The sequence below is a fragment of the Paenibacillus algorifonticola genome, from assembly GCF_050481745.1.
Lineage (GTDB): Bacteria > Bacillota > Bacilli > Paenibacillales > Paenibacillaceae > Pristimantibacillus > Pristimantibacillus algorifonticola_A.
In genome coordinates this window covers 1-26045 of the sequence record NZ_JBCNGR010000047.1, presented here as the reverse complement: position 1 = coordinate 26045, position 26045 = coordinate 1, and the positions used below count along the sequence as shown (strand labels likewise).

The 26045-nt window shown below is 48.9% G+C and carries 24 protein-coding genes and 1 pseudogene; 10 read left to right on the top strand and 15 right to left on the bottom strand.

Going from position 1 to position 26045, the window contains the following annotated elements; genetic code table 11:
- Positions 1 to 126: 126 nt before the first annotated feature.
- The 5 genes from ABEW34_RS29710 to msrB all read right to left on the bottom strand — a co-directional run bounded on the left by ABEW34_RS29710 (position 127) and on the right by msrB (position 7056).
- Entirely contained in the window at positions 127 to 1737 is a 1611-nt protein-coding gene (locus ABEW34_RS29710) for a response regulator (RefSeq protein WP_430164785.1), read from the bottom strand.
- Between the two features lie 16 nt (positions 1738 to 1753).
- Positions 1754 to 3505 (bottom strand): sensor histidine kinase, encoded by a 1752-nt coding sequence (locus ABEW34_RS29705; RefSeq protein ID WP_430164782.1) that lies wholly within the window; start codon positions 3503 to 3505, stop codon positions 1754 to 1756.
- A 160-nt stretch (positions 3506 to 3665) separates the two neighbouring features.
- Positions 3666 to 5192, bottom strand: coding sequence for a glycoside hydrolase family 43 protein (locus ABEW34_RS29700; protein WP_430164779.1), 1527 nt, complete (start codon positions 5190 to 5192; stop codon positions 3666 to 3668).
- Positions 5193 to 5471: 279 nt separating this feature from the next.
- Positions 5472 to 6044 (bottom strand): nitroreductase family protein, encoded by a 573-nt coding sequence (locus ABEW34_RS29695; RefSeq protein ID WP_430164777.1) that lies wholly within the window; start codon positions 6042 to 6044, stop codon positions 5472 to 5474.
- Between the two features lie 22 nt (positions 6045 to 6066).
- Positions 6067 to 7056, bottom strand: coding sequence for a peptide-methionine (R)-S-oxide reductase MsrB (gene msrB / locus ABEW34_RS29690; protein ID WP_430164774.1), 990 nt, complete (start codon positions 7054 to 7056; stop codon positions 6067 to 6069).
- 262 nt (positions 7057 to 7318) lie between these two features.
- Between msrB and ABEW34_RS29685 the strand changes: the two genes are divergently transcribed.
- Complete coding sequence (locus tag ABEW34_RS29685; protein ID WP_430164771.1) at positions 7319 to 7747, top strand: hypothetical protein; 429 nt, start codon at positions 7319 to 7321, stop codon at positions 7745 to 7747.
- Positions 7744 to 8823 carry a phosphodiester glycosidase family protein gene (locus tag ABEW34_RS29680; protein ID WP_430164768.1) on the top strand — a complete coding sequence of 360 codons (1080 nt, stop codon included), beginning with the start codon at positions 7744 to 7746 and terminating at the stop codon, positions 8821 to 8823. Before ABEW34_RS29685 ends, ABEW34_RS29680 begins: the two co-directional genes overlap by 4 nt.
- A gap of 86 nt (positions 8824 to 8909) precedes the next feature.
- Here ABEW34_RS29680 and ABEW34_RS29675 read toward each other — a convergent pair whose 3' ends face one another.
- From ABEW34_RS29675 to ABEW34_RS29660, 4 genes are all read right to left on the bottom strand, one after another.
- A complete protein-coding gene (locus ABEW34_RS29675; protein ID WP_430164765.1) occupies positions 8910 to 10301 on the bottom strand; it encodes an NCS2 family permease in 1392 nt (463 codons plus the stop codon).
- A gap of 294 nt (positions 10302 to 10595) precedes the next feature.
- Positions 10596 to 12614, bottom strand: a complete 2019-nt coding sequence (locus tag ABEW34_RS29670) for a carbohydrate-binding domain-containing protein (protein ID WP_430164762.1) — start codon at positions 12612 to 12614, stop codon at positions 10596 to 10598.
- A gap of 28 nt (positions 12615 to 12642) precedes the next feature.
- Positions 12643 to 13326, bottom strand: a complete 684-nt coding sequence (locus ABEW34_RS29665; protein ID WP_099517144.1) for a DUF4956 domain-containing protein — start codon at positions 13324 to 13326, stop codon at positions 12643 to 12645.
- Entirely contained in the window at positions 13319 to 14062 is a 744-nt protein-coding gene (locus ABEW34_RS29660) for a polyphosphate polymerase domain-containing protein (RefSeq protein ID WP_430164759.1), read from the bottom strand. Before ABEW34_RS29660 ends, ABEW34_RS29665 begins: the two co-directional genes overlap by 8 nt.
- Positions 14063 to 14352: 290 nt before the next feature.
- On the opposite strand from ABEW34_RS29660, the gene ABEW34_RS29655 reads away from it, so the two are divergent.
- Both ABEW34_RS29655 and ABEW34_RS29650 read left to right on the top strand, forming a co-directional pair.
- Positions 14353 to 15030, top strand: a complete 678-nt coding sequence (locus ABEW34_RS29655) for a response regulator transcription factor (protein WP_430164756.1) — start codon at positions 14353 to 14355, stop codon at positions 15028 to 15030.
- Positions 15030 to 16349: a sensor histidine kinase gene (locus ABEW34_RS29650; RefSeq protein ID WP_430164753.1), complete on the top strand. Its 1320-nt coding sequence runs from the start codon at positions 15030 to 15032 to the stop codon at positions 16347 to 16349. The genes ABEW34_RS29655 and ABEW34_RS29650 overlap by 1 nt, the downstream gene beginning before the upstream one ends.
- Positions 16350 to 16483: 134 nt before the next feature.
- Here ABEW34_RS29650 and ABEW34_RS29645 read toward each other — a convergent pair whose 3' ends face one another.
- Positions 16484 to 16648: a hypothetical protein gene (locus ABEW34_RS29645; RefSeq protein WP_430164751.1), complete on the bottom strand. Its 165-nt coding sequence runs from the start codon at positions 16646 to 16648 to the stop codon at positions 16484 to 16486.
- Between the two features lie 222 nt (positions 16649 to 16870).
- Here ABEW34_RS29645 and ABEW34_RS29640 point away from each other — a divergent pair, with 222 nt between their 5' ends.
- The gene (locus ABEW34_RS29640; protein ID WP_430164748.1) at positions 16871 to 18274 is read left to right on the top strand and encodes a prolyl oligopeptidase family serine peptidase; all 1404 of its coding nucleotides are present in this window, start codon (positions 16871 to 16873) and stop codon (positions 18272 to 18274) included.
- Between the two features lie 119 nt (positions 18275 to 18393).
- On the opposite strand, the gene ABEW34_RS29635 is transcribed toward ABEW34_RS29640, so the two are convergent.
- On the bottom strand, positions 18394 to 18723 hold the full coding sequence (locus tag ABEW34_RS29635; protein ID WP_430164745.1) for a nucleoside triphosphate pyrophosphohydrolase: 330 nt from the start codon (positions 18721 to 18723) through the stop codon (positions 18394 to 18396).
- 267 nt (positions 18724 to 18990) lie between these two features.
- On the opposite strand from ABEW34_RS29635, the gene ABEW34_RS29630 reads away from it, so the two are divergent.
- Positions 18991 to 19278 carry a hypothetical protein gene (locus ABEW34_RS29630; protein WP_430164742.1) on the top strand — a complete coding sequence of 96 codons (288 nt, stop codon included), beginning with the start codon at positions 18991 to 18993 and terminating at the stop codon, positions 19276 to 19278.
- Positions 19279 to 19492: 214 nt separating this feature from the next.
- Positions 19493 to 19549: pseudogene (locus tag ABEW34_RS29625) on the top strand (lipoprotein); the annotation flags it as partial.
- A 71-nt stretch (positions 19550 to 19620) separates the two neighbouring features.
- Here ABEW34_RS29625 and ABEW34_RS29620 read toward each other — a convergent pair.
- Together ABEW34_RS29620 and ABEW34_RS29615 are read right to left on the bottom strand one after the other, a co-directional pair.
- Positions 19621 to 19989, bottom strand: coding sequence for a hypothetical protein (locus tag ABEW34_RS29620; protein WP_430164738.1), 369 nt, complete (start codon positions 19987 to 19989; stop codon positions 19621 to 19623).
- A complete protein-coding gene (locus tag ABEW34_RS29615; RefSeq protein WP_430164735.1) occupies positions 19944 to 20414 on the bottom strand; it encodes a MarR family winged helix-turn-helix transcriptional regulator in 471 nt (156 codons plus the stop codon). Before ABEW34_RS29615 ends, ABEW34_RS29620 begins: the two co-directional genes overlap by 46 nt.
- Before the next feature lie 206 nt (positions 20415 to 20620).
- Between ABEW34_RS29615 and ABEW34_RS29610 the strand changes: the two genes are divergently transcribed.
- Positions 20621 to 21514 (top strand): rhodanese-related sulfurtransferase, encoded by an 894-nt coding sequence (locus tag ABEW34_RS29610; RefSeq protein ID WP_430164732.1) that lies wholly within the window; start codon positions 20621 to 20623, stop codon positions 21512 to 21514.
- A gap of 185 nt (positions 21515 to 21699) precedes the next feature.
- On the opposite strand, the gene guaA is transcribed toward ABEW34_RS29610, so the two are convergent.
- Complete coding sequence (guaA, locus tag ABEW34_RS29605) at positions 21700 to 23238, bottom strand: glutamine-hydrolyzing GMP synthase (RefSeq protein ID WP_430164729.1); 1539 nt, start codon at positions 23236 to 23238, stop codon at positions 21700 to 21702.
- Between the two features lie 182 nt (positions 23239 to 23420).
- Positions 23421 to 25406, bottom strand: coding sequence for a helix-turn-helix domain-containing protein (locus ABEW34_RS29600; RefSeq protein WP_430164727.1), 1986 nt, complete (start codon positions 25404 to 25406; stop codon positions 23421 to 23423).
- A 126-nt stretch (positions 25407 to 25532) separates the two neighbouring features.
- Between ABEW34_RS29600 and ABEW34_RS29595 the strand changes: the two genes are divergently transcribed.
- Both ABEW34_RS29595 and ABEW34_RS29590 read left to right on the top strand, forming a co-directional pair.
- The gene (locus ABEW34_RS29595) at positions 25533 to 25697 is read left to right on the top strand and encodes a hypothetical protein (protein WP_430164725.1); all 165 of its coding nucleotides are present in this window, start codon (positions 25533 to 25535) and stop codon (positions 25695 to 25697) included.
- Between the two features lie 39 nt (positions 25698 to 25736).
- The coding region (locus ABEW34_RS29590; RefSeq protein ID WP_430164722.1) for a hypothetical protein at positions 25737 to 26045 on the top strand (309 nt) is incomplete at its 3' end.

Below are 26045 nucleotides of genomic sequence, written 5' to 3'. Positions count from 1 at the left end.
CCCCCGATGCTTTATAGTATCGAGATTCGGCTCGTCTGAAGCGAGTGAATCTATCCTCATTGTAGAGAATCCCCATACCCGCTACTGCCCCGCAGACGACTTTTTGGTAAGCGTTTTCCGACCATTTCAACGGCGCTGCTGCTCGAGCTCATAGTTTTGCCTGAATTCCAGCGGATTGACGCCTGCGTACTTCTTAAACATCCTTGAAAAATGCGAGAAGTTCGCATAGCCTACGTGAACCGCTATCGCGCTGACCGGCATATCCGTCTTCATCAGCAGCTCCTTCGCTACAAGCAGACGCTCATTGAGCAAATAATCGGAAATGGACAAGCCTGTTTTCTTTTTGAAAATACGCGTTAAGTAGTCAGGGTTCAAAAACACATGATTCGCCAGCTCCTCGCGCGTAATTTCCTTGTTCTGATTCAGCTTAATATAAGCAATGACCCGCTCGACTACCGTCTGGGTCTCTTCAACAGACTTCGCATAATCCGCCGCTTTGGTCACAATATGATCGATCCAGGCATACATGTCCGTCACCGAACGGCTCGCCCGGCCCGACAGCTCAATGGACTCGTCATCGCCAAACAATTGATGGGCCCCAATGCCCTTCAACTGGAGCATATAATACATCATTTGCAGAAAATCCTGATGGAATGTATGCAGCCGCTTCGCATCAAGCGTTCCCAGCCGAATGCACTCCTTAAGATGAGCGTCTATTGCCGCGAGCAGCTTGTCCTTGGAGCCTTCCTTCAGCAGCACGGCCCACAGGCTTAAATCGGGCAGCTTCATCTCTGGCGTCTGGCTTGATCTGCCGCTCGTATGCAAAACGATATTGCTAAGCGCAACATTGTTCTGATCGAGGCCGGCTAGCCGCCTTGCCATCGCCGACAGCTGGTAGCTAGGCACGGGCTCGCCAATGTAACAGGAAAGATCGCAATAGAAATAGGCATTGCACGCCGAAATAAACAAGGAACAGGCGTCTCGCAAAGCCGCGAGCTCCGGCTCGGCATTGATGTCCAGCGGCAGCAGCGCAACGAGCTTGTCTTTTTCCCATTGCACCAAATGCCCGCTAGCGCCATGATTCAAAATCGTCTCCTCCGCCGCATTGCGCAGAGCGATCTCCATAATTTTTTCATCGCGCACCGACAGCTTCTTGCGCCAGCGCTGAACCGAGATCAGAATCGGCAAATGCCGCAAATGCTCCATATAAGGCAAATAACGCTCGGTTGCCGCCTCTTTAATGGAGATTTCATAAGCTGGAATCGTCTGGTTCAAAATGTCCAGCCAAAACCGCTCCGTCATAATCGGCTGCTGCTTAAACCAATATTGCCCGTATTCGCTGAACTGGGCGAGCTCGCTGTCCTTATTGATTTTATCGGTCGCTTTGACAATAACCTTCTCCAGCTCCGCATAGGGAATCGGCTTGAGAATATAATCAAGGCTGCCGAGCTTCATCGCCTGCTTCGCGAATTCAAAATCGGCGTGGCAGGTCAGAAACACCGATTCCGTCTTCGGGTATTTCTCACGTACCCACTCCAGCAGCTCCAAGCCGCTGCCCTGCGGCATTTCAATATCGCACAGCATCAAATCGATGGCCTGCTGATCGAATATTTCCTTCGCTTGGCGGATATTATAGGCGGTATACACTTCGCTTACTTGAAGCTTGTCCCAATCGATGGCCGATTCAATCGCCTTGACCGCATGCACTTCATCATCGACTATGAGTACCGAATACATGTAAACTCCCCTTTCGCTAGCTATGTTCCGCTTCCGCATTCATCGGCAGGATGATTTCAACAATCGCCCCTCCACCGTGAGCGTTGGCGAATGATATTTGCGCCCGGCCTTCATAGAGCAGCCGCAGTCGTTCGCAAATGTTCCAAATGCCGACCTGTCCGCCTTGTTCCCTAATCAATTTCCGTCCTTCCTGAAGCTCCTTCAACACCTCTTCATCGAAGCCTTTGCCTGTGTCCTGCACGACAATTCGCATTTTGGGTTCATCGGTCGTATCCAGAAGCTCAATGTGAATATGAATATGCACCGCTTCATCCAGCGTTACGGCGTATTTTACGGCATTTTCAACAAGGGACTGAATAATGAGCGGCGGCAGGCTGGCATTCATCATATAATCAGGCGCCTCGATGCTGCTTGTCAGGCTGTCCGGATAACGCAGCTCCTGAATGCGGACATAGTTGCTTACATGATCCAGCTCCTGTTTCAAGGAAACGAAGTTGAGATTGCTGCGGAACATATAGCGGAAATAGCCTACCAAACACAGCGTCAGCTCTTGAATCAGCTCATAATTGCGCACCTGGGCGAGGCTGTACATCATATTCAGAGAATTCATGAAAAAATGGGGATTGATTTGCAGCTGCAAATGCTGCAATTCCGCCTTTTGCTTGCTCAGCTGCTCCTCGTATACATCAATTCGCAGCTGCTGAATATCCGCCATCATCGTATTGAACGTTTCATTAACCAGCTTGAACTCCTCGGCGCTAGGTGCGGCCTTGATTCGGACGTCCAGATTGCCTTCACGTATCCGCTTCATCGCCGCCAAAATCCGGTTCAGAGGGAGCAATATTTCCCGGCGCAGCATAAGCAGTCCAAGCGGTAAAATGATCAGCGAGCCCAGCGCGACTAAGGTGATCAGGCTCCGTAAATAAGGGAGATTTTCAAGTATTTTTTCATCCGGTATGACGGCTACCAGATTAAAATCCCCCCGAAGCGAAGGGGCGCCTACGACAAGAAACCGGGTTTTATCCCCGGTCATATAATAATTAGCCAAGCTGTGATTGAGCTCAATGCCATGATCGTGAAACAGACTAGACGTCGTTAGCGGGATTCCATCGCTCGTCGTCAACAGCGACTGTCCCTTTTCACCCAAATCAATCAATCCCAGCCCGCCAATTAATCGATTGGCATTAACCCAGGCGCCAATATAGCTGCCGCCAGATTCCACGATATGATAAATATAAAATTGATTATTCAACTGCGCAATTTTCCAATCGGCGGTATGCAGGAGGCTCCCGTTGCTCTCCTTGTCCAGCATCACTTGATTTAAAAATCCCCGCATTCCTTCCCGTTCTCCAAACGGCCTGCCCACTTGCGGACTAAGCATTAATTCCTTCTCCTGATCTGAATATACGAAAAAAGCATCCATGCTTTTATAAATCGCCAGCGCTTGCGACAGCTTGTTGGACAGGCTGATTTTCGCCATATAATATTCATCCGGCTGCCTTGTCGTGCCCATTACGAGCAAATCCGGATCAACAGCGGCGATGCTATTCACATATTGATCAACATCCCCCAAGCCCTGGTCGATCTGATCCATATACAAGGTCATCATATTCCGGTTCGAGTTGGCCACCTGATTGCGCACGACATCAATCGAATAAAAGCTGTTATACAGCAGTAATACGATGAGCGGCAGTGTAAACAGCAGAACGCTGGTGATCAATCTCGTTCGGATCGAGCTCCACGATAAAATTTTCAATCGACTGTTCATCCACAAGCCCTCCGTTCTCCGCGACTACATCGATAATGAGCCAAAGCTTCAACGCCATTATCATGAAACTTAGCACGCTCTAGGAAGGAAGATCAATCTTTATCGGGAAATTTGTCGAAAACCTTGTCGAAAATCGTTCCCAGCTGCCATACGCTTCCTGCTATGCCTCTATTTCATATTTGAACCAGTCGAAATACGCTGGCGCTGTACTGTTTTTTCCATTTCCCGTTGCATAAAGTCCAGCATACACCCCTGTAAAGCCGCCAGCTACCTCTTTGGATAACATGGCACATTCTCCCGTTCCTAATACATGCGTCTGCCCATCCGGTACTGAGTAGGTAAACGTATAATGGGTTTCATTTGCTGCAATGCCAAGCTCGATAAAAGAGTCGTTGTAATCCGCCGAATGCTCAATTTTCCACAGGCTTCCGATCCGGCGGCGCAAAATCACCTGATTTTTGCCCTCCAGCCTGACGAGTGCAATTTCATAATGGTAGCGCTCATTCATGAGCACCGTCATCCCCGCTTCCTCTCCGTCCTGCTGTGGCTGAAATGCCATTAAAGTCGACCATTTCGCCTTAAAATGCTGCTGCCTCCGCCCAACAAATGCAGGCGACTCTATATCGTCCAGCGTATGGGCGCTGCCATGCAGCGCCAGCCAGCCTGGACGCTCCGAAAGCGACCAGCTTGCCTCGCTCGGATTCCGCAAAAAATTCCAACTTAGCGCGAGCTGCGGTTGATTGAAATCATCCAGCTCCTGCCACGCTTCCCGCTCGCTGAGCGGCAATGACGGCGCCTCCAGCTCTAATGCCGCCCGGCCATGGTTTCCAATAATCGGCCAGCCGTCCGCCGTCCAAGTCACTGGTGCGCCAAACGTTTCGCGGCCCAAATGATGCGCCGCCGGGTAGCCAATCGGGCGGATGCCAAGAAACACCGCCCACCATTCCTGCTCAGAAATTTGGATAAGCTCGGCATGTCCGGTTGCCTGGATCGGGTTATCGGTGCTGCGCTGCGTCAAAATCGGATTATGCGGGCAGCCTTCAAACGGGCCATACGGCTCCTTGCTCCTCGCCGCAGTTACCATATGCCCGTATTCGGTGCCGCCTTCGGCAATGATGAGATAATACCACTCGCCAATCCGGTAAAGATGCGGCCCTTCTGGAAAGGAACCGCCTGTTCCTTTCCAGATCAGCTTCCGCTCGCTAAGCAGGCGGCCCGACTGCAAGTCCAGCTCTGCCTGATAAATGCCCGGAAGCTCACCGCCAAACATGACGCTCGTTCCCGTTATATATACTTTCCCATCCTCATCGAAGAGCAGCGATGGATCGATACCCGGCCATTCCTCCAGCCATACCGGATCCGACCAAGGCCCCTCCGGACTGTCAGCCCAAACGTAAAAATTTTTGACTACCGATACATTCGTCGTAATCATATAGAAGCGCCCATTGTGATGCCTCAGTGTCGGCGCAAAAATCCCTCTGGAGCTTGGGCTGCCGTGCAGGGGGACTTGGCTTTCTCTCGTCAGGCAGTGCCCGATTTGCCGCCAATTGACCAAATCCGTACTATGAAAAATCGGAACGCCTGGAAAATATTCAAACGAGCTCGTCACGAGGTAATAATCGTCCCCGACACGGCACACGCTCGGATCAGGATAAAAACCGCTTAATATAGGATTAGAAAATAGCATATTCAGTTCCTCCTCTGGAAGGGCAGTGGCCAAGCTCTAGGTTATTCACCAGGCTGCTCATCTGTTTTTCTTCATTGTAGTCTGGCCTTCCCTCGATGTGCCGCCGCTTGGACGACCTATCACTGCCAGTTTCACGACCTTTTTATCGGCTTAAGTGTCCTGAAGCTGCTATTCCATGCCAAAAAGCCTCCCCTCCCCGCATGCTAATGCGGTTCAGGAAGGCTTGGGCCTTCGGCTATACGGAACATCATTCCATTCGTTCGATTGTTTGAAAGATAATTACCCTTCCAGCCATACCGTTTTGTCAGAAACGGACGTCCGCTTCGCTTCCAGCGGCTGCATATCTGGATATCCGAGATAAATGAGGGCAACAAACTGCTCCTCCGCATCAAGGCCAAATGTATCCTTCATCAGCGGATGGTACATCGGCTCGCCTGAGCGCCAGATGGCGCCCAGCCCATTCGCATGGGCAGCGAGCAGCAGGTTTTGCACAGCGGCTTGCGCCGCCGCCAGCTCTTCCGCATGGACAGCGCGCGGGTCCTCTGCCGGCGAGCATACGACGCCAATGACGACAGGGGCACGATACGCTTTAGAGCGCTCCTTCGCCAAGCGGTCTTCCAAAGCGGTACCGATGCCGGTCTCAAGCGAAGCAAGCGCAACACGCGCATACCCTTCGCCCAGCTTGGCACGTCCATCTCCTGTCATGACGATAAATTTCCATGGCTGCGTATTATGGTGACTAGGCGCCCAACTGGCCGCCTCCAGCAGCTTTTCGATGAGACGGCGATCAATCGGGTCCTGCTTGACCCTTCCGATTGTACGTCTTCCCCTTATAGCCTCTTCCACTTGCATGCCCATTCCCCCATTCCTCAAATTAAGCTTTCAACCAGGCCGCATATTCGCCATAGCCCTCTGCCTCAAGTTGATCCTTTGGAATAAAACGCAGAGCTGCGGAATTAATGCAGTAGCGCAAGCCGTTTGGTCCCGGGCCATCATTAAAAACATGCCCCAGATGCGAATCAGCCGCCTTGCTGCGGACCTCCGTACGGATCATAAAATGGCTAATATCGCGGTGCTCCGTTACTTTCGATTCCTGAATCGGCTTCGTAAAGCTAGGCCAGCCGCAGCTTGAATCAAACTTGTCGCGCGAGCTGAACAGCGGCTCTCCCGATACGATATCCACATAGATGCCTTCTTCCTTATGATCCCAATATTCGCCGGTAAATGCCCGCTCCGTGCCGCTGTTTTGCGTCACTTCGAACTGAATAGGCGTCAGCCGCTCTTTCAGCTCTCCCAGACTCTTCTTATATTGCCAATGGCTTGCGAGGAAATCCTCACGTCCAGAGCCTTTACGGTAAGATTTGTAGCGCTGCGGATTTGAACGGTAAAAGCCCTGATGATAATCTTCCGCCAAATAAAAAGGCTGCGCCGGTTCAATCGGCGTTACGACAGGCTTATCGAATCGGCCGCTTGCATCAAGCGCCTTCTTCGAGGCTTCCGCCTTCTCCCGTTGTTCCTCGCTATAATAAAAGATGCCGGGACGGTACGAGTTGCCGCGATCCGCAAACTGGCCAGCCAGATCAGTCGGGTCGATCTGCTGCCAGAAAACATCAAGCAGCTTCTCATAGGGGAAAATCGCCGGATCAAATGTAATTTGCACCGCTTCGGTATGACCTGTCGTCTCCGAGCAGACTTGTTCATAGGTTGGATTCGGCACATGACCGCCTGTATAGCCCGATACTACCTCGATAATGCCGGGCATCTCCTCGAATGGAGAAACCATGCACCAGAAACAGCCTCCGGCGAATATCGCCTTTTCATATGTTGGTGACTCATTCTGGGTTTCATTAAACTCAACTGACATGTCTATACAGCCTCCTTTACAGGCTTGCTGCAGCCGCTGCTGCTATACAATCGCCTGACCCTTATTATACCTCAACTGCCAGCCTTCGCAAAAGGACAACAAGACCTGCGCCCTATTCTTTGTTACAATGTAGTGACACGCGCAACAAAATGGCTTTTTTTCCGTCCAATATTATAGCCGTACAAGTCAGGTTACGATCGCAGTTCGTTCAGCCTCGTTGCAGCACACAATATGACTTTCAAAATGAGGTGAACGTTAAAATATGAGCAACTTGCAAGAAGCTGAGCTTACCAGCCACCATGAGCCGCTGCGGCGGCGCAAACGGAGCAATCGCGCTTTTTTCGTATTCGTTATCGTCTGGATCCTTCTCATTTCCGGCGGCATTATGGGCGCCAAATGGTACAGTGACAAAATCCAGCGCGACGTCGCTGCTGATCTGGAGCGCCAGACGTCCGCGCAAATCGCGGCGATGCAGCAGGACTACACGCAGCGGATGGACAAGCTGGAGGCTTCCTATAAGGAAGAGCTGGCCCAGCTCGATGCGAAGGTGGATGCCTTGAATGAGCTATTGACCTTTACGAAGGATAACGCCGATTCCAAGACCGACAACAGCAACAAGCTGTATACCCAGCTTAATGAAGTGAAGAAGAAGCTGAACGAACTGCAAAAAAATCTGGATGTGTTGAAATGAATGTATCCGTAAAAGCACTCAATAGGACGATGCTGCTCGCGTGTACCCCTTTTCTTGGCATGCTGCTTTGGCTGCTGCTGTCAGAGGTAGCCGTTGAGCTGTCCACCACTGCTTTTCCCGTTCACGAGGCTGAAGCGCAGCGTCAAGTGCCCGCAGCCTTCACCTCGAAGACAGCGGCGGGACTGGAGCAGGCTCGTACAACAGCCGAGCAGACGGGAAAGCTGATTAAGAAGGAAATTACGCTGTATAACCGGACCAATGCGGAAATGAAGCAGATCGCCAGCACCGCAGCTGCCCAAGCCCGCATACCGCTTGATATTTACGACCAGCTTATTACGAGCAAGCTTGGAGCGCCGTCGGCTACCGTTAATACGGACAAGCTTCGCGCCCAGCTCTTCCGTATCAAGACGCAAAACTTTCAAAGCTACGCGGTGAAAATCGAGCTGAAATCAGACGATGCGATGAAAATGTCGCTCGGTGGAGACAAATATGGCGGCGCGGAGACGACGCTCGCAGCGGTGAAACGCTTCGGCGCGTACATCGGCATCAATGCCGGAGGCTTCGCAGACGCTCAGGGCGTTCGCTACCCGCTAAGCACGACGATGATTGACGGCGAATATGTGAATGGCTTTGAGCCATCGTTTGCCGATTTATTTTTTGTCGGCTTGAACGAGGATAACGAGCTCGTCGGCGGTAAGTTCACGAGCAAGGCGCAGCTGGATAGCCAGCACATGAAGTTTGGCGCTTCGTTCGTGCCTGTTCTGCTGCAAAATGGTGCCGCCATGCCGATTCCCGACAAGTGGAAAAACAGCCCGAAGCGCGCACCTCGCACGGTCATCGCGAACTATAAGGACAATCAGCTGCTTCTTCTCGTCGCCGATGGCTATAACGAGAATGGCAGCTCCGGCGCGACGCTTGAGGAGCTGCAAATTTTACTTAAGCGCTACGGCGCCGTTAACGGCTTTAATCTCGATGGCGGCGGCTCCTCGTCGCTGATCTGGAACGGCAGCGTCATTAATAGTCCTTCCGATCGCCAGCTCCGCAAGCTGCCAACGAGCTTCCTATTTTTCAAGTAATGGCTTGTACGAATTTCTCTATCCTTATTAAACGAAAAAAAAGCGTTCAACCCTGCTGCACGAGCGGGTTGAACGCTTTTCGTCGTTTATTCGCCGCCCATGAATACGTAGCGCCCGATGACGAGCACGGCGAGTATCCACATGAGCCAGTGAATTTGATATTTTTCCTTGGCTTTGCCTGACAGGTTGGCAACCGAGGCCAATACAACGTACGATACGATACCGAACGAAATGCCGTTCGCAATATTGTACGTAAATGGCATCAAGGCGAGCGTCAAAAAGGACGGAATCGCATAAACCATATCCGAAAAATCAATTTCCTTGATCGACTGCATCATCAGCACGCCGACAATAATGAGAGCCGCATTCGTAGCTGCTGGAGGCACAAGCGCAACGAGCGGCGAGAGGAACACAGCCAGCAGGAAGCAGATACCTGTCGTAACCGAGGTAAGGCCTGTACGTCCGCCCTGCGCGATACCGGAGGAGCTTTCCACAAACGCTGTCACTGTGCTCGTTCCGAGCATTGCGCCGCCGCTAACGCCGATAGCATCGACGAACATCGCTTTGCCGATGCGCTTCTTGCCTTCCACCGGATCTTTCATGTAGCCAGCGCGGTTCGCCGTGCCGACAAGCGTTCCGAAGGTATCGAACAGCTCGACGAAGGTAAACGTCAGAATGACGGTCACAAGGCCGACTTCCAGCACGCCAGGGAAATCAAAGTGGAATAAATTCATTTTTGAAAAATCAGGCACCCATGTTTGTCCGCTCAGCGTCTCGCTGACGTTCACCTGACCGATAACAATCGCAATGGCCGTCGTGAGCAGAATACCCCACAAAATCGCCCCAGGAATGCGAAGCACCATCATAATCCCGATAATGAACAGCGCCACAACCGTGAGCGCTACCGTGCCATTGTGCAGGCTGCCGAGGTGAATGACCGTCTCCGAGCCCGATACGTCGGTATAAGCACCCTTGCTAATGTCCGTGAAGCTGGAAACGGCAATCGTCATCATGCCGCTGCCCTTCAGGCCGATAATCGCGATAAACAAGCCGATACCGACGGTAATCGCATGTTTAAGGCTGTCTGGCACGGCTGTAATCAGCATTTGCCTGATTTGAGTGACGGTCAAAATAATAAAAATAATACCCGAAATAAAAACCGCTGTAAGTCCCATCGCGATGGAAATCGGTTTTCCAGTCGCCTGTGAAGAAATAACCGTAGCTGCGAAATACGCATTAAGCCCCATTCCGGGCGCGAGAGCTACGGGGAAATTAACGAATAGCCCCATGGCAATCGTGAAAATACCTGCTGACAGTGCCGTGGCCAAAAATACGGCTCCCCAGTCAAATCCGGCTGGTGTGAGCACAATCGGATTAACAGCCAGTATGTACGCCATGGTCATGAAGGTCGTAAGTCCCGCCATAATCTCTGTACGAATGTTCGTACCATGCTCTTTCAAGCGAAAAAATCGTTCCATCGCTATTCCCTAGCCTCCCAAAGTCAAATTATACTGCGCACTGATGCATCTATTTTTAGAAACTCATTTTAATCAATTGCTTCCTTGTTTGTCAATGATTTAAAACGAACATTTACAATAGGCGCTCTTTAATCATTCGGTTTTCATTGCGAATTTTCTGATAACGGCCTTAATTCCGTCCCTTTAATCGCAGCCTTCCGAAAATGAAAGCGTTTGAAGAAAATACGGCTAACGGCAAAAAATGCCCCTTCGGATAAGATGTCCGAAAGGGCATTTTTTTATCTGTTTCCGTTATTATCGGCCTCCGCCTTGAGGTCTTCCGCCTCCACCTCCACCACCGCCGAAGCCGCCTCCGCTGCTGGCAGTCGTTACGCCGGATTCATTCAACCAAGTGACGCTGCTTGATACTTCGAAATCGGTCACTTTTGTTCCACCTGTATAGTCGCCATCCGTATACATGCCATCTGTATTACTGCCGGTCGAGCTTCCACCTGTGTAGAGGGTGTAGGAACCGCCTTGCGCAAGCTCCGGTGAGCTAATCACTACAGCTTGATAGTTTTTCGATGGCGCAAAGGTCATAATCGTGTTGCCGTCGCTATCTTGCAGATGGACTAGCGTACCCGCCTGCTGAGCCTCAGAGAACGTCATCGCGATTGTGAATTGACTGGAATCGTCAGCTGTGGCCTGGAGCATTCCTGAGCTTCCTGCTGCCACAAGCGTTCCTCCGCTAATGTCAAAGCTGCCATCGTAATCCAATGAACCATTGCCGTTGCCCGTTGGTCCATTCACAATAACCGTACCGCCCGTCATCGTAATCGAGCCGTTCGAGTCAAGTCCATCGCCTGCTGCATCCACGGTTACATATCCACCGCTAATCGTAAGCAGGTTGCTGGAGGATGCGCTAAACTGATCTGCCCGGCCTCCTGCCGCCTCGCTCGCCTCATCATTGCCACCTGCTACATTGATGCCGTCATCGGAAGCAACGACATGCGTCTCACCGCCAGAGATCGTAATGTTTGCTCCTTCAATGCCTTCGTAACTCTTCGTGATGTTGATCGTTCCTCCGGAAATCGTTGTCAGAGCGTCGGCATGGATGCCGTCATCACCAGTTGCGATATCCATTTCGCCGTCTGTTACCGTCACATTGCTGTTGCTGTGCAAAGCATCATCTGCCGAATCAATCGTAAACGTACCGCCGTTGACCGTCATGTCTCCGCCCGCCTTCAGCCCTTTAGCACTAGTTGACTCGGTTTCCGTCGTTTCCGTAGTGGCTGTCGCCGCTGCGCCTTGGGATGTTCCGGCTGCCGAATTGGCGTTCATTCCGCCTCTTTGCATGCCCATGCCGCCTGGTCCTTCCTCCTGCTTCACTTCACCGTTCACGTTGCCTCCACCTGTTACGAGATTGAAGGTGCCGCCATCCACAATCAGCGCCGTTTCAGCTTGAATGCCGTCATTGCCAGCTTCAATATTGAACGTTCCACCCGCAATGGCGATAAATCCACGGCCCTCATCGGTATCATTGGTCGATTTAATACCGTCTCCTTCAGCTTCAATCGTTACCGTGCCCTCCTCAATAGCAACCATATCCTTACCGACAATACCGTCATCCGCAGCCGTGATGTCGATGGTTCCAGATACGATTTTCAAATCGTCTTTGCTTGTGATTCCATCATTGTAGCTTGCGACTACCGTCAGCTTGCCCGTACCATTGATCGCCAGATCCGCTTTGCTGAAAATAGCTGCGCTTGGCTCATCCGTTGCAGCATCCGCGAATACATAGGTTTCACCATCGGAGATCGTGTTTTCCGTACCTTCTTGCAGCGTAATGACTACATTACCCGCTTCCTTGATGTAGATTCCAGCGCTGTCGTTATCATGAATGGCAGCTCCATTAAGCACGAGATGAACGTCTCCATCATCCTGTACATCTACGATAACTTGCCCGTCGCTCAGCGTGCCGCTGAGAACGTAGGTGCCTGCTGCCGAAATCGTTACGGAGCTGCCCGAAGCTTTTGCTCCTGAGCCGGTAACAGCTGCACTTGTTCCGTTCAGCTTAATGGCCGTCGACGTCTCGGCGCTCCAATCCACCGCCTTGTCCGCCTCATCAAACGTCACTACATCCGATACGGCAATGCTGGCTGGCACAGCAGTTGTGGTCTCGCTGCTTTGTGAACTCGCCGCAGCTGCTGCGGTGGTGGCTGATGTAGTAACTGCTGTTGTTGTTGATGCTTGCGATGTAGTACTGCAAGCCGATAATACGACCGAGCAAATGAGCAAAACACCTAGCATCTCGCGAAATTTATTCTTTTTCATATGAATCATCCTCTCGGGTTTGGTTTGCTTAATAATCATACGTGGTCGGGCTCATCGTTAAGGAAATATCCAGATTGCCGTTTCTGCAGCGAATCGCGTCGAGAAATTCCTTTTGATTCGTCTGTTCATCAATGGTAACGGTGTAAACCAGCTCATATAAGCTGCCTAGTTCAGTTGTCCGAATCTTATTAAGCGCGTAACCCACTTTGAATTGGGCAAAAACTTCAGCAAACGCTTCTTCATACCCCAGATTTTCAGGGATTGTTACTTTCAATACTTTTTGCAGCGTCTTTCTTACGCCAAATTTAACGCGGTTAAGGATAACCATGAGTACACAAAGGATAATCGTGAACAATATTGCGTAACCAAATGAGCCAACTCCGCAGGCAAGTCCTGCTGCCATGGTGAACAATACAAAGGTGATGTCTTTAGGGTCGCCCGGTGCGCTTCTGAACCTGATAATGGAGAAGGCTCCTGCAAGGCTGAACGCTCTAGCGATATTGCTGCCGATAAGCAAAATGATAATGGCTACGATGACGGGCAGCAGCACCATCGTCAGTGTAAAGCTTTGCGAATAGCCATTCGGGTTCGTTTTCATATAGGTGTAGCTGATCATTCCGCCAAGAACAAGGGATAACAAAATCGTGATAACGGCTGAGCTAAAGGTCAAATCCGTTGTCGTGAGCGTTGTGGAAAAAAGAGAATCAAGCATATAGTACACTCTCCATTTCTAGCTTGCTGTTTTTCAGCATTTTTTTGTATTCATTGCCGTATTTCGAAAAGCTTGTGCGATACATCTGATGCTCCGACAGCATTCTCGACAGCCACATCGGGATCGTCTTCTCTGCCTTCACTTCCATGAGCCATTGTCCAGGCTCCAGCAGCGGTTCGCCATAATTGCCGCTCTCAAGCAACAAGTCATATCGTCGGCAATTAATGTTCGTATCAAAGGTAATGCGGAGGTCACGATTCTCTTTGCTGAATAGCGCTTTACGGTCATAGCCCAGATACACTTTAGGCTGCAATTCATATTGCTGAAGAAAATATGTAATTTCATGCAGCACCTGCTTGTTCATGTACCCTTGCAGCTCCGGCTGAAGTCCCGTACGGACAAATTCATAGGCTTCGTTCAGCTTCAGTCCCGTTCTTCTTTTGTTAACGAGACCGAATACCTTTTTCTTAATTTCTAAATAAACCTTCGCATCCTCTTTAGGAGTACCGTAAGCTCTCAGGCGCAGCTTTTCCTTATACTTCGGCTTGGACAGGCTGTTGCGAATCAAGGCATCATGCTCGGTGTCATAATACAAGTTGGTGATGGAGTAAAATTCATGCTGCTTGTTGTAATCATCCAGTTCCATATATTCCAGCAGTTGAAGGTAGAAATTGCGGTAGGCAACACTATCAAGCAAATATTTGTTCTCGTATCGGTTGAAAACCTCAATGGCCATATCGTTCAAATCCTCTCTATTTGGTCTCGCATGTTATTCGCTTGGCGATCTGGTTCGTTGTTTGCGCCTTGTTCTCGCTTGCTATATTCGTATCTTAGTCCCCAAACCTTTAACGAAACTTAAATGAATTTACAAAATTTTAATTTTTAAAAAAGTGGTGAAAATGGGACTTCACTGCATGAAAAGCTTGGCTTACGATCGCCATTACCCTTTCCGCTGCAAACATTAAGGTTGACTAAAGGTAATCCTGATATAATGGGACACAACCTATTTATAAAGGATGACTCGCCATGAGAATTTTAATTGTAGAAGATGAGCTTCATTTAGCTGAAGCCTTAAGCCAAATATTAAAGAAGCATCATTACGCCGTTGATGCGGTCCATGATGGCGTTTCCGGGCTCGATTATGCGCGGAGCGGCATTTATGATTTGCTGCTGCTTGATATTATGATGCCTGAAATGGACGGAATCAGCGTATTGACCCAGCTTCGTAAAGAGGGCGTATCCACCCCCGTCATTCTGCTGACCGCAAAAGGGGAAATTACCGATATGGTGACCGGACTTGATCAGGGGGCGGATGACTATATCGCCAAGCCTTTTTCATCTGAGGAGCTGCTTGCCCGAATACGGGCTGCACTAAGACGCAAAGGCGAGGTGCTGCCGGAGGATGCCTTAAAGTTCGGGGATATCGAATTAAACACATCAAATTTGAAGCTTTCCGTTAAAGATAAAGAAATAAAGCTCAATTTAAAGGAAAGTGCTCTACTCGAGCTGCTGATCGTCAGGAAGCAGGCGATCACCTCCAAGGAGCTGATTATTGAGAAGCTTTGGGGCTTTGATTCAGAAGCGGAGCACAACAACGTGGAGGTTTATATCTCTTTTTTACGGAAAAAGTTTACGTTCCTGCATTCGTCCGTACGCATTAACACGATTCGAAACGTGGGGTATGTATTAGAGGTGACTCCCTAATGTTCACAAAGCTCAGAAATCGGTTTCTTATCGTGAATTTGGTCATCATTTCGGTCGTCATGCTGATCGCCTTCGCCTCTATTTACGTCATTACGTACCGGAATGTGAAGACAGATATTAATGATGAGATTCACCGGGTAGCTGATTTTTATCAGAAGCCTTCTGGTGGTTCTGATTCTTCCCCCTCTGGCAGGCACAAGGGCGATTCTCCTTCTGCACCTATAGATAACGGGGCTATAGACAGTGGTCCCATGGATAGCGGGCCAATGGGTAATGGAGATTCACGGCCGGAGCGTTCGGTTGCTTTTTCGCTGAAAACAGATGCCGAGTGGAATATTACAAGCACGACTTCACCATTTGAAATGGACAGTGATTTTTATGCCGCTGCGGTGCAGGAAGCTTCGACGGTCACTAAAAACACCGGACAGTTCAGCTTGGATGGGAGCCACTGGGCTTTTCTCAAGCAGCAGACGAATGAAGGCTATAATCTGGTTTTCCTTGACGTCACTGCCCAGCAAGATATTTTGACCAATTTAATTTATACGTTTTCTGTCGTTGGGCTCGCGATGCTGATCATCTTGTTTTTCACAAGCCGTTTTTTCGCCAATCAGTCGATCAGGCCCGTGAAAGAAGCGTTCGATAAACAAAAGCAATTTATTGCCGACGCTTCGCATGAAATGAAAACACCGCTTACGATCATTAACACCAATACGGATGTGCTGCTCTCCAACAGTGAGGATACCATTCACAATCAAGCGAAGTGGCTGCACTACATCAAATCAGAAACGGAAAGAATGACGAAACTGACCAATGACCTGCTGTATTTAACGGAAATGGATGATGCCCGATCAAGCATGGTCTACAGAAAGTTCAATATGAGTGATGCGGTTGAAAATATTATTTTAACGATGGAAGCAGTCATATTCGAAAAAAATGTGTCTCTGGATTATGAGATTGAGCCAGATTTGATGGTGCAGGGCAGCAGTGAGCAGATCAAGCAAGTCGTCATGATTTTGCTGGACAATGCGGTCAAATACACAAGCGCCAAGGGAGCGGTTAAGATGTCGCTCCAGAAGCAGCAAAACGATGTCGTGCTGGCGGTCACCAACACTGGTGAAGGTATTGCCGCCGAGCAGCTGACCCGCATTTTTGACCGGTTTTACCGAACCGATTCCTCCCGGGCGCGCAAGCAAGGCGGTTACGGTCTTGGCCTGGCGATTGCCAAGTCCATCATTGACCAGCATAAGGGGAGAATTTACGCGAAAAGCACAGTTGGCGAATCAACAAGCTTTTATGTTCATCTGTCTCGCGGGGATTAGGCAGGGGCTAGCGGCTAGCAGCTCCTGTGTGCGGCTCCTCTATAAATGCGTACAAATAGAAATGCGTACAAAAAAGACTGATGACGGCTCATCAGTCTTTTTTGGCTATTTTGCAATCGTTAAGGTGTACTCGCCTATTTGGAAGCAGGGTTGTCTGCTCCATCTGGTTGTGCGCTCGCGATTGAACTTTGGTTGCCTTGTAGTCGATTCAAGTTGTCCGATGCTGCTGCGCCTGACGCCAATGTGCTGCTGAACATAATACTGATCATCAGCATACTTGCTGCTAACGTCTTTTTCATAATGGTAGCCTCTCATTTCTGTCCCATATTGATGTGAACAATATTAATTATAGACATGCAACCTTAAATAGATATGAATTTGCGAAGATTATTTATGAATCATTTCTAGCACGTTGAATTGTAAAATAATGAGTGTCACTTAGTCCTCAAATCATATTGTCATTTTATGGTTGAGGTGATACGCTTACATACAGTAACTCATCGAACTGGAGGAGAATGATGATGAAGATGAATAAAGGGTTATTTTCCAGCCTGCTTGTTTTGGCGGTTACTTCAACCAATTTTGCGCTCACAAATGTAAGCGCAAACAATTCGAGCTCCGAATCTAAGCAGCCTTCGTACTCATTAGTTGTGAAAGGCTTTGACTGGGGTCCAAGCGTGCATAAAATCGTTTTGAACACAGGAAGCAACATTCAAGGGAATTCGCTGACTAAGGACAGCTTCAAGGTAATGGTGGAGCGCAATTATCCCATGTTTAACTTCGAAACCCAAAGCTCCTATGATGGCTTCGATAGCGGCAGCAGAAACATAAATAATACCTACCTTTCAGACGAGGAAGGCAACAAACTAGACCAACAAACAGGCCAATACATTACCATTGAAATGAGCGTCCACCCTGATCTGGCTGCCGCAAGCACATTTAACTTTGATCTGCAGACCTTCACGAATCAATATGTAGACCTTCAATATACAATTATTCAGCAGAAAGCGCTCAAGGACGCCACTGGCAATGTAATCACTGATTTGACGACGACGCAGGAAACCCCGCATACGGTTATCGAGCAATCCGTTGACAAATTTGATCTAACGGGAAAATTTGATTATAAAGACGCTAAGCATGGCGACATTGCACTTACCTATGCTTCTTATTTGCCTGACACCAATGAGAAGAAGCTCCCGCTGATCATCTGGCTGCATGGGGCTGGAGAAGGGGGAACCGATCCACGAATTGCTCTTTTGGGCAACCGGGTAACGGCATTAGCTGAAGCTGCTGTACAGAAATTTTTTGGCGATGCGGCCGTTCTCGTACCACAAACACCTACCTTCTGGATGAATAACGGAACGGGGCAATATACGCAAGATGGCAGCAGCATGTATACGAACGCCTTGACGGCTTTAATCAAACAATATGTCAAGGATAATAAGGCGAATATTGATCCGAAGCGAATTTATATTGGCGGCTGTTCGAATGGCGGATTTATGACCCTTAATATGCTTCTTGCGAACCCTAATTATTTTGCAGCTGCTTATCCATCGGCAGAGGCCTATTTGGACTCTTGGTTAACAAACAAAGATATCGCCCAGCTTAAAAATATCCCTATCTGGTTTACGGCCGCAGGAGCGGATCAAACCGTAGATACTTCAAAGAACACAACGCCTACCTATAAGAGGCTCATTGCTGCTGGCGCACCAAATGTCCATTATTCTTATTTTGACACTGTGCTCGATTTGAGCGGCCAGTATGTCAAAGGCAAAGGAAATAACAGTCCTTATGAATATAATGGGCACTGGTCCTGGATTTATGTCCTGAACAATGAAGTGTCGAGCGACTATAATGGCAAGCCTGTAAAGGTTGAAGGCAAAGCCGTCACCCTTATGGAATGGCTGGCAAAGCAATCAAAATGATGATGGTTAAATCATAGTTAGACCTTCTCTTAAGGTGCGAATGCGCTAAGGATTTTATGGGATTATGTATGTATTCGCACCTGAGAAACAATATAGTACCGATTTGGATTTCTCGCATTTTATGTATCGTCACAAACATTCATAAGCCATAAACGCTCATAAAACCCTCCTCGCTCCTCCTTTTTCCTCTCTCGTATACGCTCCATGTCCTCTCTTCCAACACCCTTGCTATGCGCAAAGCTATAAATAACTTCGAGCAAATCTGCTAGCTCCTCCAATTGTTCTTGCTGATCACCAGCTTCAAGAAACTCATTTAGTTCTTCTTGTATTTTCTCCTTTAGCGCTTTCTCATATTCAGCCTCATTAAGCACCCTGAAGCTGCAATGCTTACCGCTTGCTTGGATGATTTGAGGTATTTTGTCACGCACAAGCTTGTTGTATGTTTTCACTCTTGTTCTCCTCCCTATTTTCAATAGCCCTGGCAAGAAATCTATAACTTGCCTACAGTGTTGGTCCTGCTTGCAAGTTGCACTGCCACAATCAAATAAATCCCAAAAATGTATTCCTCTTAAGTTGCTTACTAGCTATAATAGCTATAATGCTTGTAGACATGCTAACATAATCCAATACAATATTGACACCGTAATGCCTTGAGGCTGCTTGGGAAATCGCGATTGATTCCAAATATGACTATGCTCTAAAAAGGATGGTTGGGTGTGAAAAAATATACGGTTATCATCGTTCTATTCCTACTTGTAGCAGCTGCTTTAACAGTACCTAGCAAGCAGCAATACGCTGAGTGGCTGAAAGGGCACATTAAAGAAAAAAACAATAGTGTAATTATCAATTTGGGTGTGGACTTGCTTGGCACAACGATTATTGAGAAAGTAACGACTTGCCAAAGCTATATCGTTTTAAGTGTGTGCACCACCGAAATTAGTGACTCTGAAAAAATCAAAGCTGCGGGAATATTCAACCATTTTATCCCTTTACAATTTCCTTAGTAAGCTCATCATAGAGCAAAAATAATAATAAACTCCCTTCAGTTTGCTGTATAGCGCATACGAAGGGAGTTTTTTGTTACAGAAAGGCGGCTTCGTGCAATAACTTGGCGGACACAGCGGCAGCTATTTCAACCAAAATACAGGAAACGGCATGGGTTGCGGACTCAGAAGACGCTAATGCGCTGCTATTAGTTAGTTTGACGGGATAATGTGAGCTATAACGGCTTTCCTGTCCGCTTGCGGCCTAAAATCGCCTCAAAAGCCACAATAGCGGAACGTCAGTCCGTCAAAAAATGAGGTAACAGCACGATACCGATTTGCATACCGATTTGCATACAAATCCTAGTTGAACTTGTAAGAAACACCCGTTAAGCTTTCTGAAATATTCCATAGCCGATTTGAAATATCGGCAGCGTATAATTTATTAATGATCTCGTCACTCTTAGGATAACCCTTCCTGCCTCCTCTGCCATCCGGGCCAATATACTCCCCGCCCTTGATTGACGGTTCTGTGGCAGCATACAAGGTAGGTAAAGCTCCCATATGTGCTGGCTGACTTAATAGACCCGTAAGCATACGCATGAATGTGTTGGCCTGTTTTCCTGAACCGAAGGAAAATAAATTGGTGTTGGATATTCCCGGGTGACAGGCCACGCTTGCCACATCTAAATGATTGGAACGCAGCTTGTTTTGAAGCTCTCTAGCGAACATGAGATTGGCCAGCTTGCTTTGTCCATAAAATTTTGTGCAGCCATTGTCTGCATTTCTTCCAGCGTCATCTTATTAAACATATTTTCCATGAGCCGATTAATTTCTTCTTGCGCTGTGGCTAAAATGTCTTTGCCTGTAGCGCTGATTTCCAACTGCACCATTCTGCGGTCCCGATGGCCCACTGACCGGATGATATAACCGTCATCAAGCATTTTTTTTGTAAGTAGCGTTATGCCGCCCGTCGTTATGTTTAGGTCGTCCGCCAGCTTAGAGGGTCTTTGCGGGCCTTTGTCATTTAATATTCCAAGTATTCTAATATGACTTTTTGAAAGTCCCACCTGATTGTTCTGATTCCAATCCTTAATCCATTTCCTCTCCAGTATCTCGAAGGTTTGAAATAGCTTGAGGTAATACTCGAGTTTCATATTCTCCATTTCCACCTGCATTCAAATACATAGTTATAGGTGCTTTCGAGCTAAATTTAGCAGAAAATGACTTGATTGGATTAAAAAACGATGTCATCCTAACGTAATTATAAGCACAGTTGGTGTTGTGAACATGTCCTATGTCTATTACAATATACTATGTTCCCAAATATGTTCTCAACTTAGTTACAGAAAGGAATTTGGCAATGAACAACCCTTCCAACTATCAGGTCTTATTGTATTATAAATTTGTTGCGATCCCCGATGCGGAGCAATTCGCAGCCGAACATCTGGCTTACTGCAAGGAATTAAACGTGCGAGGCCGCATTCTTATTGCGGACGAAGGCATCAATGGCACGGTTTCCGGAACGATTGAACAAACGGAGCAATACATGCGTGACCTGCGTTCCAATCCGTTATTTGCCGATATGGTATTCAAGATTGACGAAGCCGATCAGCATGCTTTCCCAAAAATGTTCGTCCGTTACAAAAAGGAGCTCGTTACTCTCCGCTACGACAAACCGCTTGATCCAAATACGCTAACCGGCACGCATCTGTCTCCCAAAGAGTTTCACGACTATTTGCAAAGGGAAGACGTCATTGTGCTTGATGGCCGAAGCGATTACGAATACGATCTTGGACATTTCCGCAATGCGATCAGGCCTGATCTTAAAACCTTCAAGGAATTTCCGGAATGGCTTCGCGAAAATATGGCGGATATGAAAGACAAGCCGATCATTACTTACTGTACTGGCGGTATCCGCTGCGAGAAGCTGACTGGCGTCATGCTAAGCGAAGGCTTTAAGGATGTCTATCAGCTTGATGGCGGCATTGTCACCTATGGCAAAGACGAGGAAGTGCAAGGAAAGCTTTTCGATGGTAAATGTTATGTGTTCGATGAGCGGATTTCGGTGACCATTAACCGTACGGATGAAGCTGTCGTCGTCGGAAAATGCTATCACTGCGAAGCTCCCGCGGAAACCTACATTAACTGCGCCGATGATACTTGTCACCGTCAGCATATTGTATGCCCGGACTGCGAGGAGACCCATCACGGCTTCTGCTCTATGGATTGCGAGGAGCATGTGACAAGCGTTTAATGGGTGCTGATCAAGCGCAAACGGCTGTCGCCGTCCTCTGGCGGCTAAGCTCCCGTTTCGCGGGTGAAAATTTAAGCCGATTATATGGGTGAAACTTATACGTTCTAATATTTTCAAAAAAAACTCTCTTTCCATTGCCATTAAGCGCAAAAGAAAGAGAGTTTTTTGATTATGCTGCGTTATGACTATTCCCACTCAATAGTCGCTGGTGGCTTCGACGTTACGTCGTAGACGATACGGTTAACGTTGTCCACTTCGTTTACGATACGAACGGAGATTTTCTCAAGCACATCCCAAGGGATACGAGCCCAGTCCGCTGTCATTCCGTCGATGGAAGTAACGGCGCGGATACCTACAGTGTAGGAATACGTGCGGGCATCGCCCATAACGCCTACGCTCTTCATGTTCGGAAGCGCAGTGAAGTATTGCCAAATTTCGCGGTCAAGGCCAGCCTTGGCAATTTCATCGCGAAGAATCGCATCCGACTCGCGTACGATCGTCAGCTTTTCTTCGGTTACTTCGCCAAGCACCCGAATCGCAAGACCTGGACCTGGGAATGGCTGACGCCATACGATGGCATCTGGCAAGCCGCACTCGGAACCGACTTTACGAACCTCATCCTTGAACAGCGCTTTAAGCGGCTCTACAAGCTTGAACTTAATGTCTTCCGGCAGGCCGCCGACATTGTGGTGAGACTTGATCGTTTGGGCTGTAGCAGTACCGCTCTCTACGATATCCGTATAAAGCGTGCCTTGCGCCAAAAATTCAAAGTCATCGAATTTATCCGACTCTTCTTGGAAAACGTAAATGAACTCGTTGCCGATAATTTTACGTTTTTGCTCCGGGTCGTCAACACCCGCAAGCTTGCTCATGAAACGCTCTTGTGCATCGATTTTGACCACTTTCATATCGAATTTGCCCACGAACGTTTCCATAACGCCTTCTGCTTCGCCCTTGCGGAGCAAGCCGTGGTCAATAAACATGCAAGTAAGCTGATCGCCGATCGCCTTGTGCAGCAAAATCGCAACAACGGAGGAATCTACACCGCCGGAAAGGGCGCATAGCACCTTCTTGTCGCCAACCTGGTCGCGAATATCGCGGATTGTATCCTCAATGAATGTCTCCATCGACCAATTGCCGTCACAATCGCAAATGTTATAGAGGAAGTTGCGAATCATTTCATTGCCGAATACAGAATGACGAACTTCCGGATGGAATTGCACCGCATAGAAGTGCTTGTCCGGGTTGCTCATTGCCGCAATTGGAGCATGCTCCGTGCTTGCGTCAACGTTGAAGCCTGCTGGCGGCTCTACGACGAGGTCGCTGTGGCTCATCCATACGGTCTGGCGAGCGTCGAGGCCTTGCGTCAAACGGCTGTCCGGCGTAAAATCAACCTCTGCTTTACCGTATTCCCGTTTGCCTGCGCGCTCTACTTTGCCTTGCAATTGATGCGACATCAGCTGCATGCCGTAGCAAATGCCAAAGATCGGAACTCCCAGATCGTAGATTGCCGGGTCAACAAGCGGCGAGTTCGTTTCGTATACGCTGGCTGGACCTCCTGAGAATACAATCCCTTTCGGCTGAATTTCACGAATGCGTTCAACCGATGTATTAAATGGCAGCAACTCGCTGTATACGCCCAAATCACGAATGCGGCGTGCGATTAGCTGGTTGTATTGTCCTCCGAAGTCCAGAACAATGATGATTTCATTTGGCTTGTTCATTACCGAGCCTCCCTCAATTAATGTAGTAATTATATATAAGGCGCTTTGAGCGAGTCAAGGCTGAGTGATGATAATCCGTCTTTTTTAAAGGAGAAGCGCCTCATATGGATAAAAAAGGTACTATAATTACGTTAAAAGGACCTTCCATGACGGAAGGCCCCCTATATAGCTGCTGCGTTGCTTTAAGATTTAACGAGCGCATTGAGCACATCGTCCAGCTTCATGCTGTCAGCTGTTGGTCCATTCAGCATCCAATGTCTTGCTGATACTTTATGCACGTTGCCTTTTTTAACAGCAGGAATTTCCTGCCACACTTTCATTTGCTCGATTTCATCCAATTCAGTCAAAGCCATCTGGGCTTCCTCCTCCGAATCAAACGATCCGCCAACCGTCACAAATAAATGGTCAGCCGTTAATTCGGGCAGCTTCTCCAGCGACTCGCCTACTCCCCAAATGCCCTCTTCCTCCTTCTGCTCTAATTCCGCGACAGATGCATCCATAGTCAAACCCACATCCTTGTAGACAAGGCTAGTATAGACGAACGCCGGGAAAAAGACTTGCACATCGCTTTGGGACGGCCGAATAAACGCGACGGAATGGTTGGCGCCCACAGCCTTCGCAACGGCTTCTTTCGTTTGCTCCAGCTTCTCATTGTACCCATTAATGACCGTCTGGGCCTGCTCCCCCCGATCAATGGCTTTGCCGATAGCCGCTATGGATGTTTTCCAGTCACCACGGTCGTAAACGATCGTTGGAGCGATTTTGCTCAATTTTTCATAGCTTTCTTTATCAGTCGGCAGCAAATGGGCCATAATCAAGTCTGGCTTCGCATCCAAAATAGCTTCGTAGTTCAAGCTGTCTGGCGTGTAGATGGCCGGAATATTTCTCTCTTGCAGCGTTTCATATAAATATTGGCCCTTCATCGCCTGTGCCTGCACAATAGGAGCGTCCAAAGCCAGCAAAATATCCTCCAGGCCGCTTACCGCAATTCGCTGCGGGTTAACCGGAATTTCCGTCTCGCCCAACATATGCTGCACAACCTTGGTTTGCGATGCCTGCTGCACCGCACCGTTTTCCCCCGTTGCCGCCGCTTCTGCCGTTATGGAGCGATCATTTACCGCTGCGGAGCCTGCACAGCCGCTGAACAATAGAGTCATGCAGAGCAGCATAACAGCAGCCACCGACAACTTTAATTCCTTATACATCGTTAAATCTCCCTCTCCAACTAGTTGATAATTATTATCACTGTAATTGTAGCTTTGCGGTGGATGGGGGACAATGGCTTGCCCTGAACGATGGAATGGATTATTCTGAACTGATTTGCCGCTTGCGACTCGGGAGCGGAAGCGAAGCGGTGGCAGTCCGGTATGCTTTTTGAACACTCGGCTAAAATAATACACATCCGGATACCCGATGCTCGCCGCAATTTCCTGCAGCGTTGCTTGCGTGTCCGAAAGCAGGTGACGAGCATGATCCATGCGGACTTTAATCAAATAGTCGTTCGGAGTCGTTGCCAGCTGTTTTTTGAATAAACGCGACAAATAGCTGGTGCTGCATCCTAGCAGTCCGGCCAGACCTTCAACCGATATCGGCTCCGGGTAGTTGTTTTCGATATAGCGCATGGCTTGCCGCACCAGATCCGGCGCAATTGGAGCGATTCCCTGATCTGAAAGCTGGCCCATCAGCTCATGCACAAACTGATAAAGCTGACCCTTAGCACCCAGCCTGTCCAGCATGCTTAGCTTGCCCCAGCTTTCTTCCATTTTCCGCACAATTGTATGTATCGCAAGCGGGTGTTGAGGAGCAAAGCCATATTGGATTTGAAAAGGGTTGCTGTGCTCCATGAGCTGCTGAAGCTTTCGATTGCCTTGCCCCGCCAAATTCCCTTTATAAAAAATCATATCGTATTCAAGTACATCCGCCGAAGGAAAAATGTTAAGGCACATCCCCTTGCCGCCATGCAGGAGATGAAAGCGCTGGGCGGCATAATTCGTCCCATCCAGCGTCACCTGCGCTTGTCCGCGCGTTACCCATATGAAACCGCTGGATGGCAGTAGATAGCCGCGCAGCTCTTCATTTTTCCCCAAAGCTATATGCCGGATATCAAGCAATTTAACCGTCGCTTCATGCCACAGCAGCAGTTGGTCATTCCAATTCATACGACTCATTCCATTCACATCCCGTTACAGATAAACGTTATCTGTCCTATCAAACACCATTTTATTATAATTGAAAATGGTTCTCATCACTAGCTTTTTTGTCTGTGCGTCGTTTGAGCATAGGGAGCACGGGGGATGCATGGGATTGGTGGTGGACTGGCGGGATTGGATAGAAAAAAGAAGCAAGCAGCCGTATTGTTAGTGGACTGCCTGCTTCTTTGGGATGTGGAGCAAGCTGATGAAGCTTGGCTTGCCCCTGGATGCTTATGTGCGCCGCGCGGAATGCCTGCGGACACATAATAGGGCGGCCGCTGCCGACAGCTCCTCCGGCAGCGGCGCTTGCCAGGCACGCCGCTGCTCATAGCGGGCGGCGTCATCCCACGTGACGAAGCGCTGCAAGGCTTCGGCATGGGAGGCAGGCAGCAGAGCGGCTTGCGCTGCTGCGTATTGCCTTGCTGTTTGCTGCGGCTGCCTTTTGGCTACGCAGCGGTCCAGCTGTGGCCAGATTGCCGCCGATACTGCGGCAAACTGCTTTTGGACGCTGCCGCTGCCCCGGGCCGGCGTCCCGCCGCGGGAGGCGGCGCTGTAGCGGCGCAGCGCCAGCCACAGGCGCAGCCGCCTGCGCTGCGCCGCAGCGCAGAGCACGGC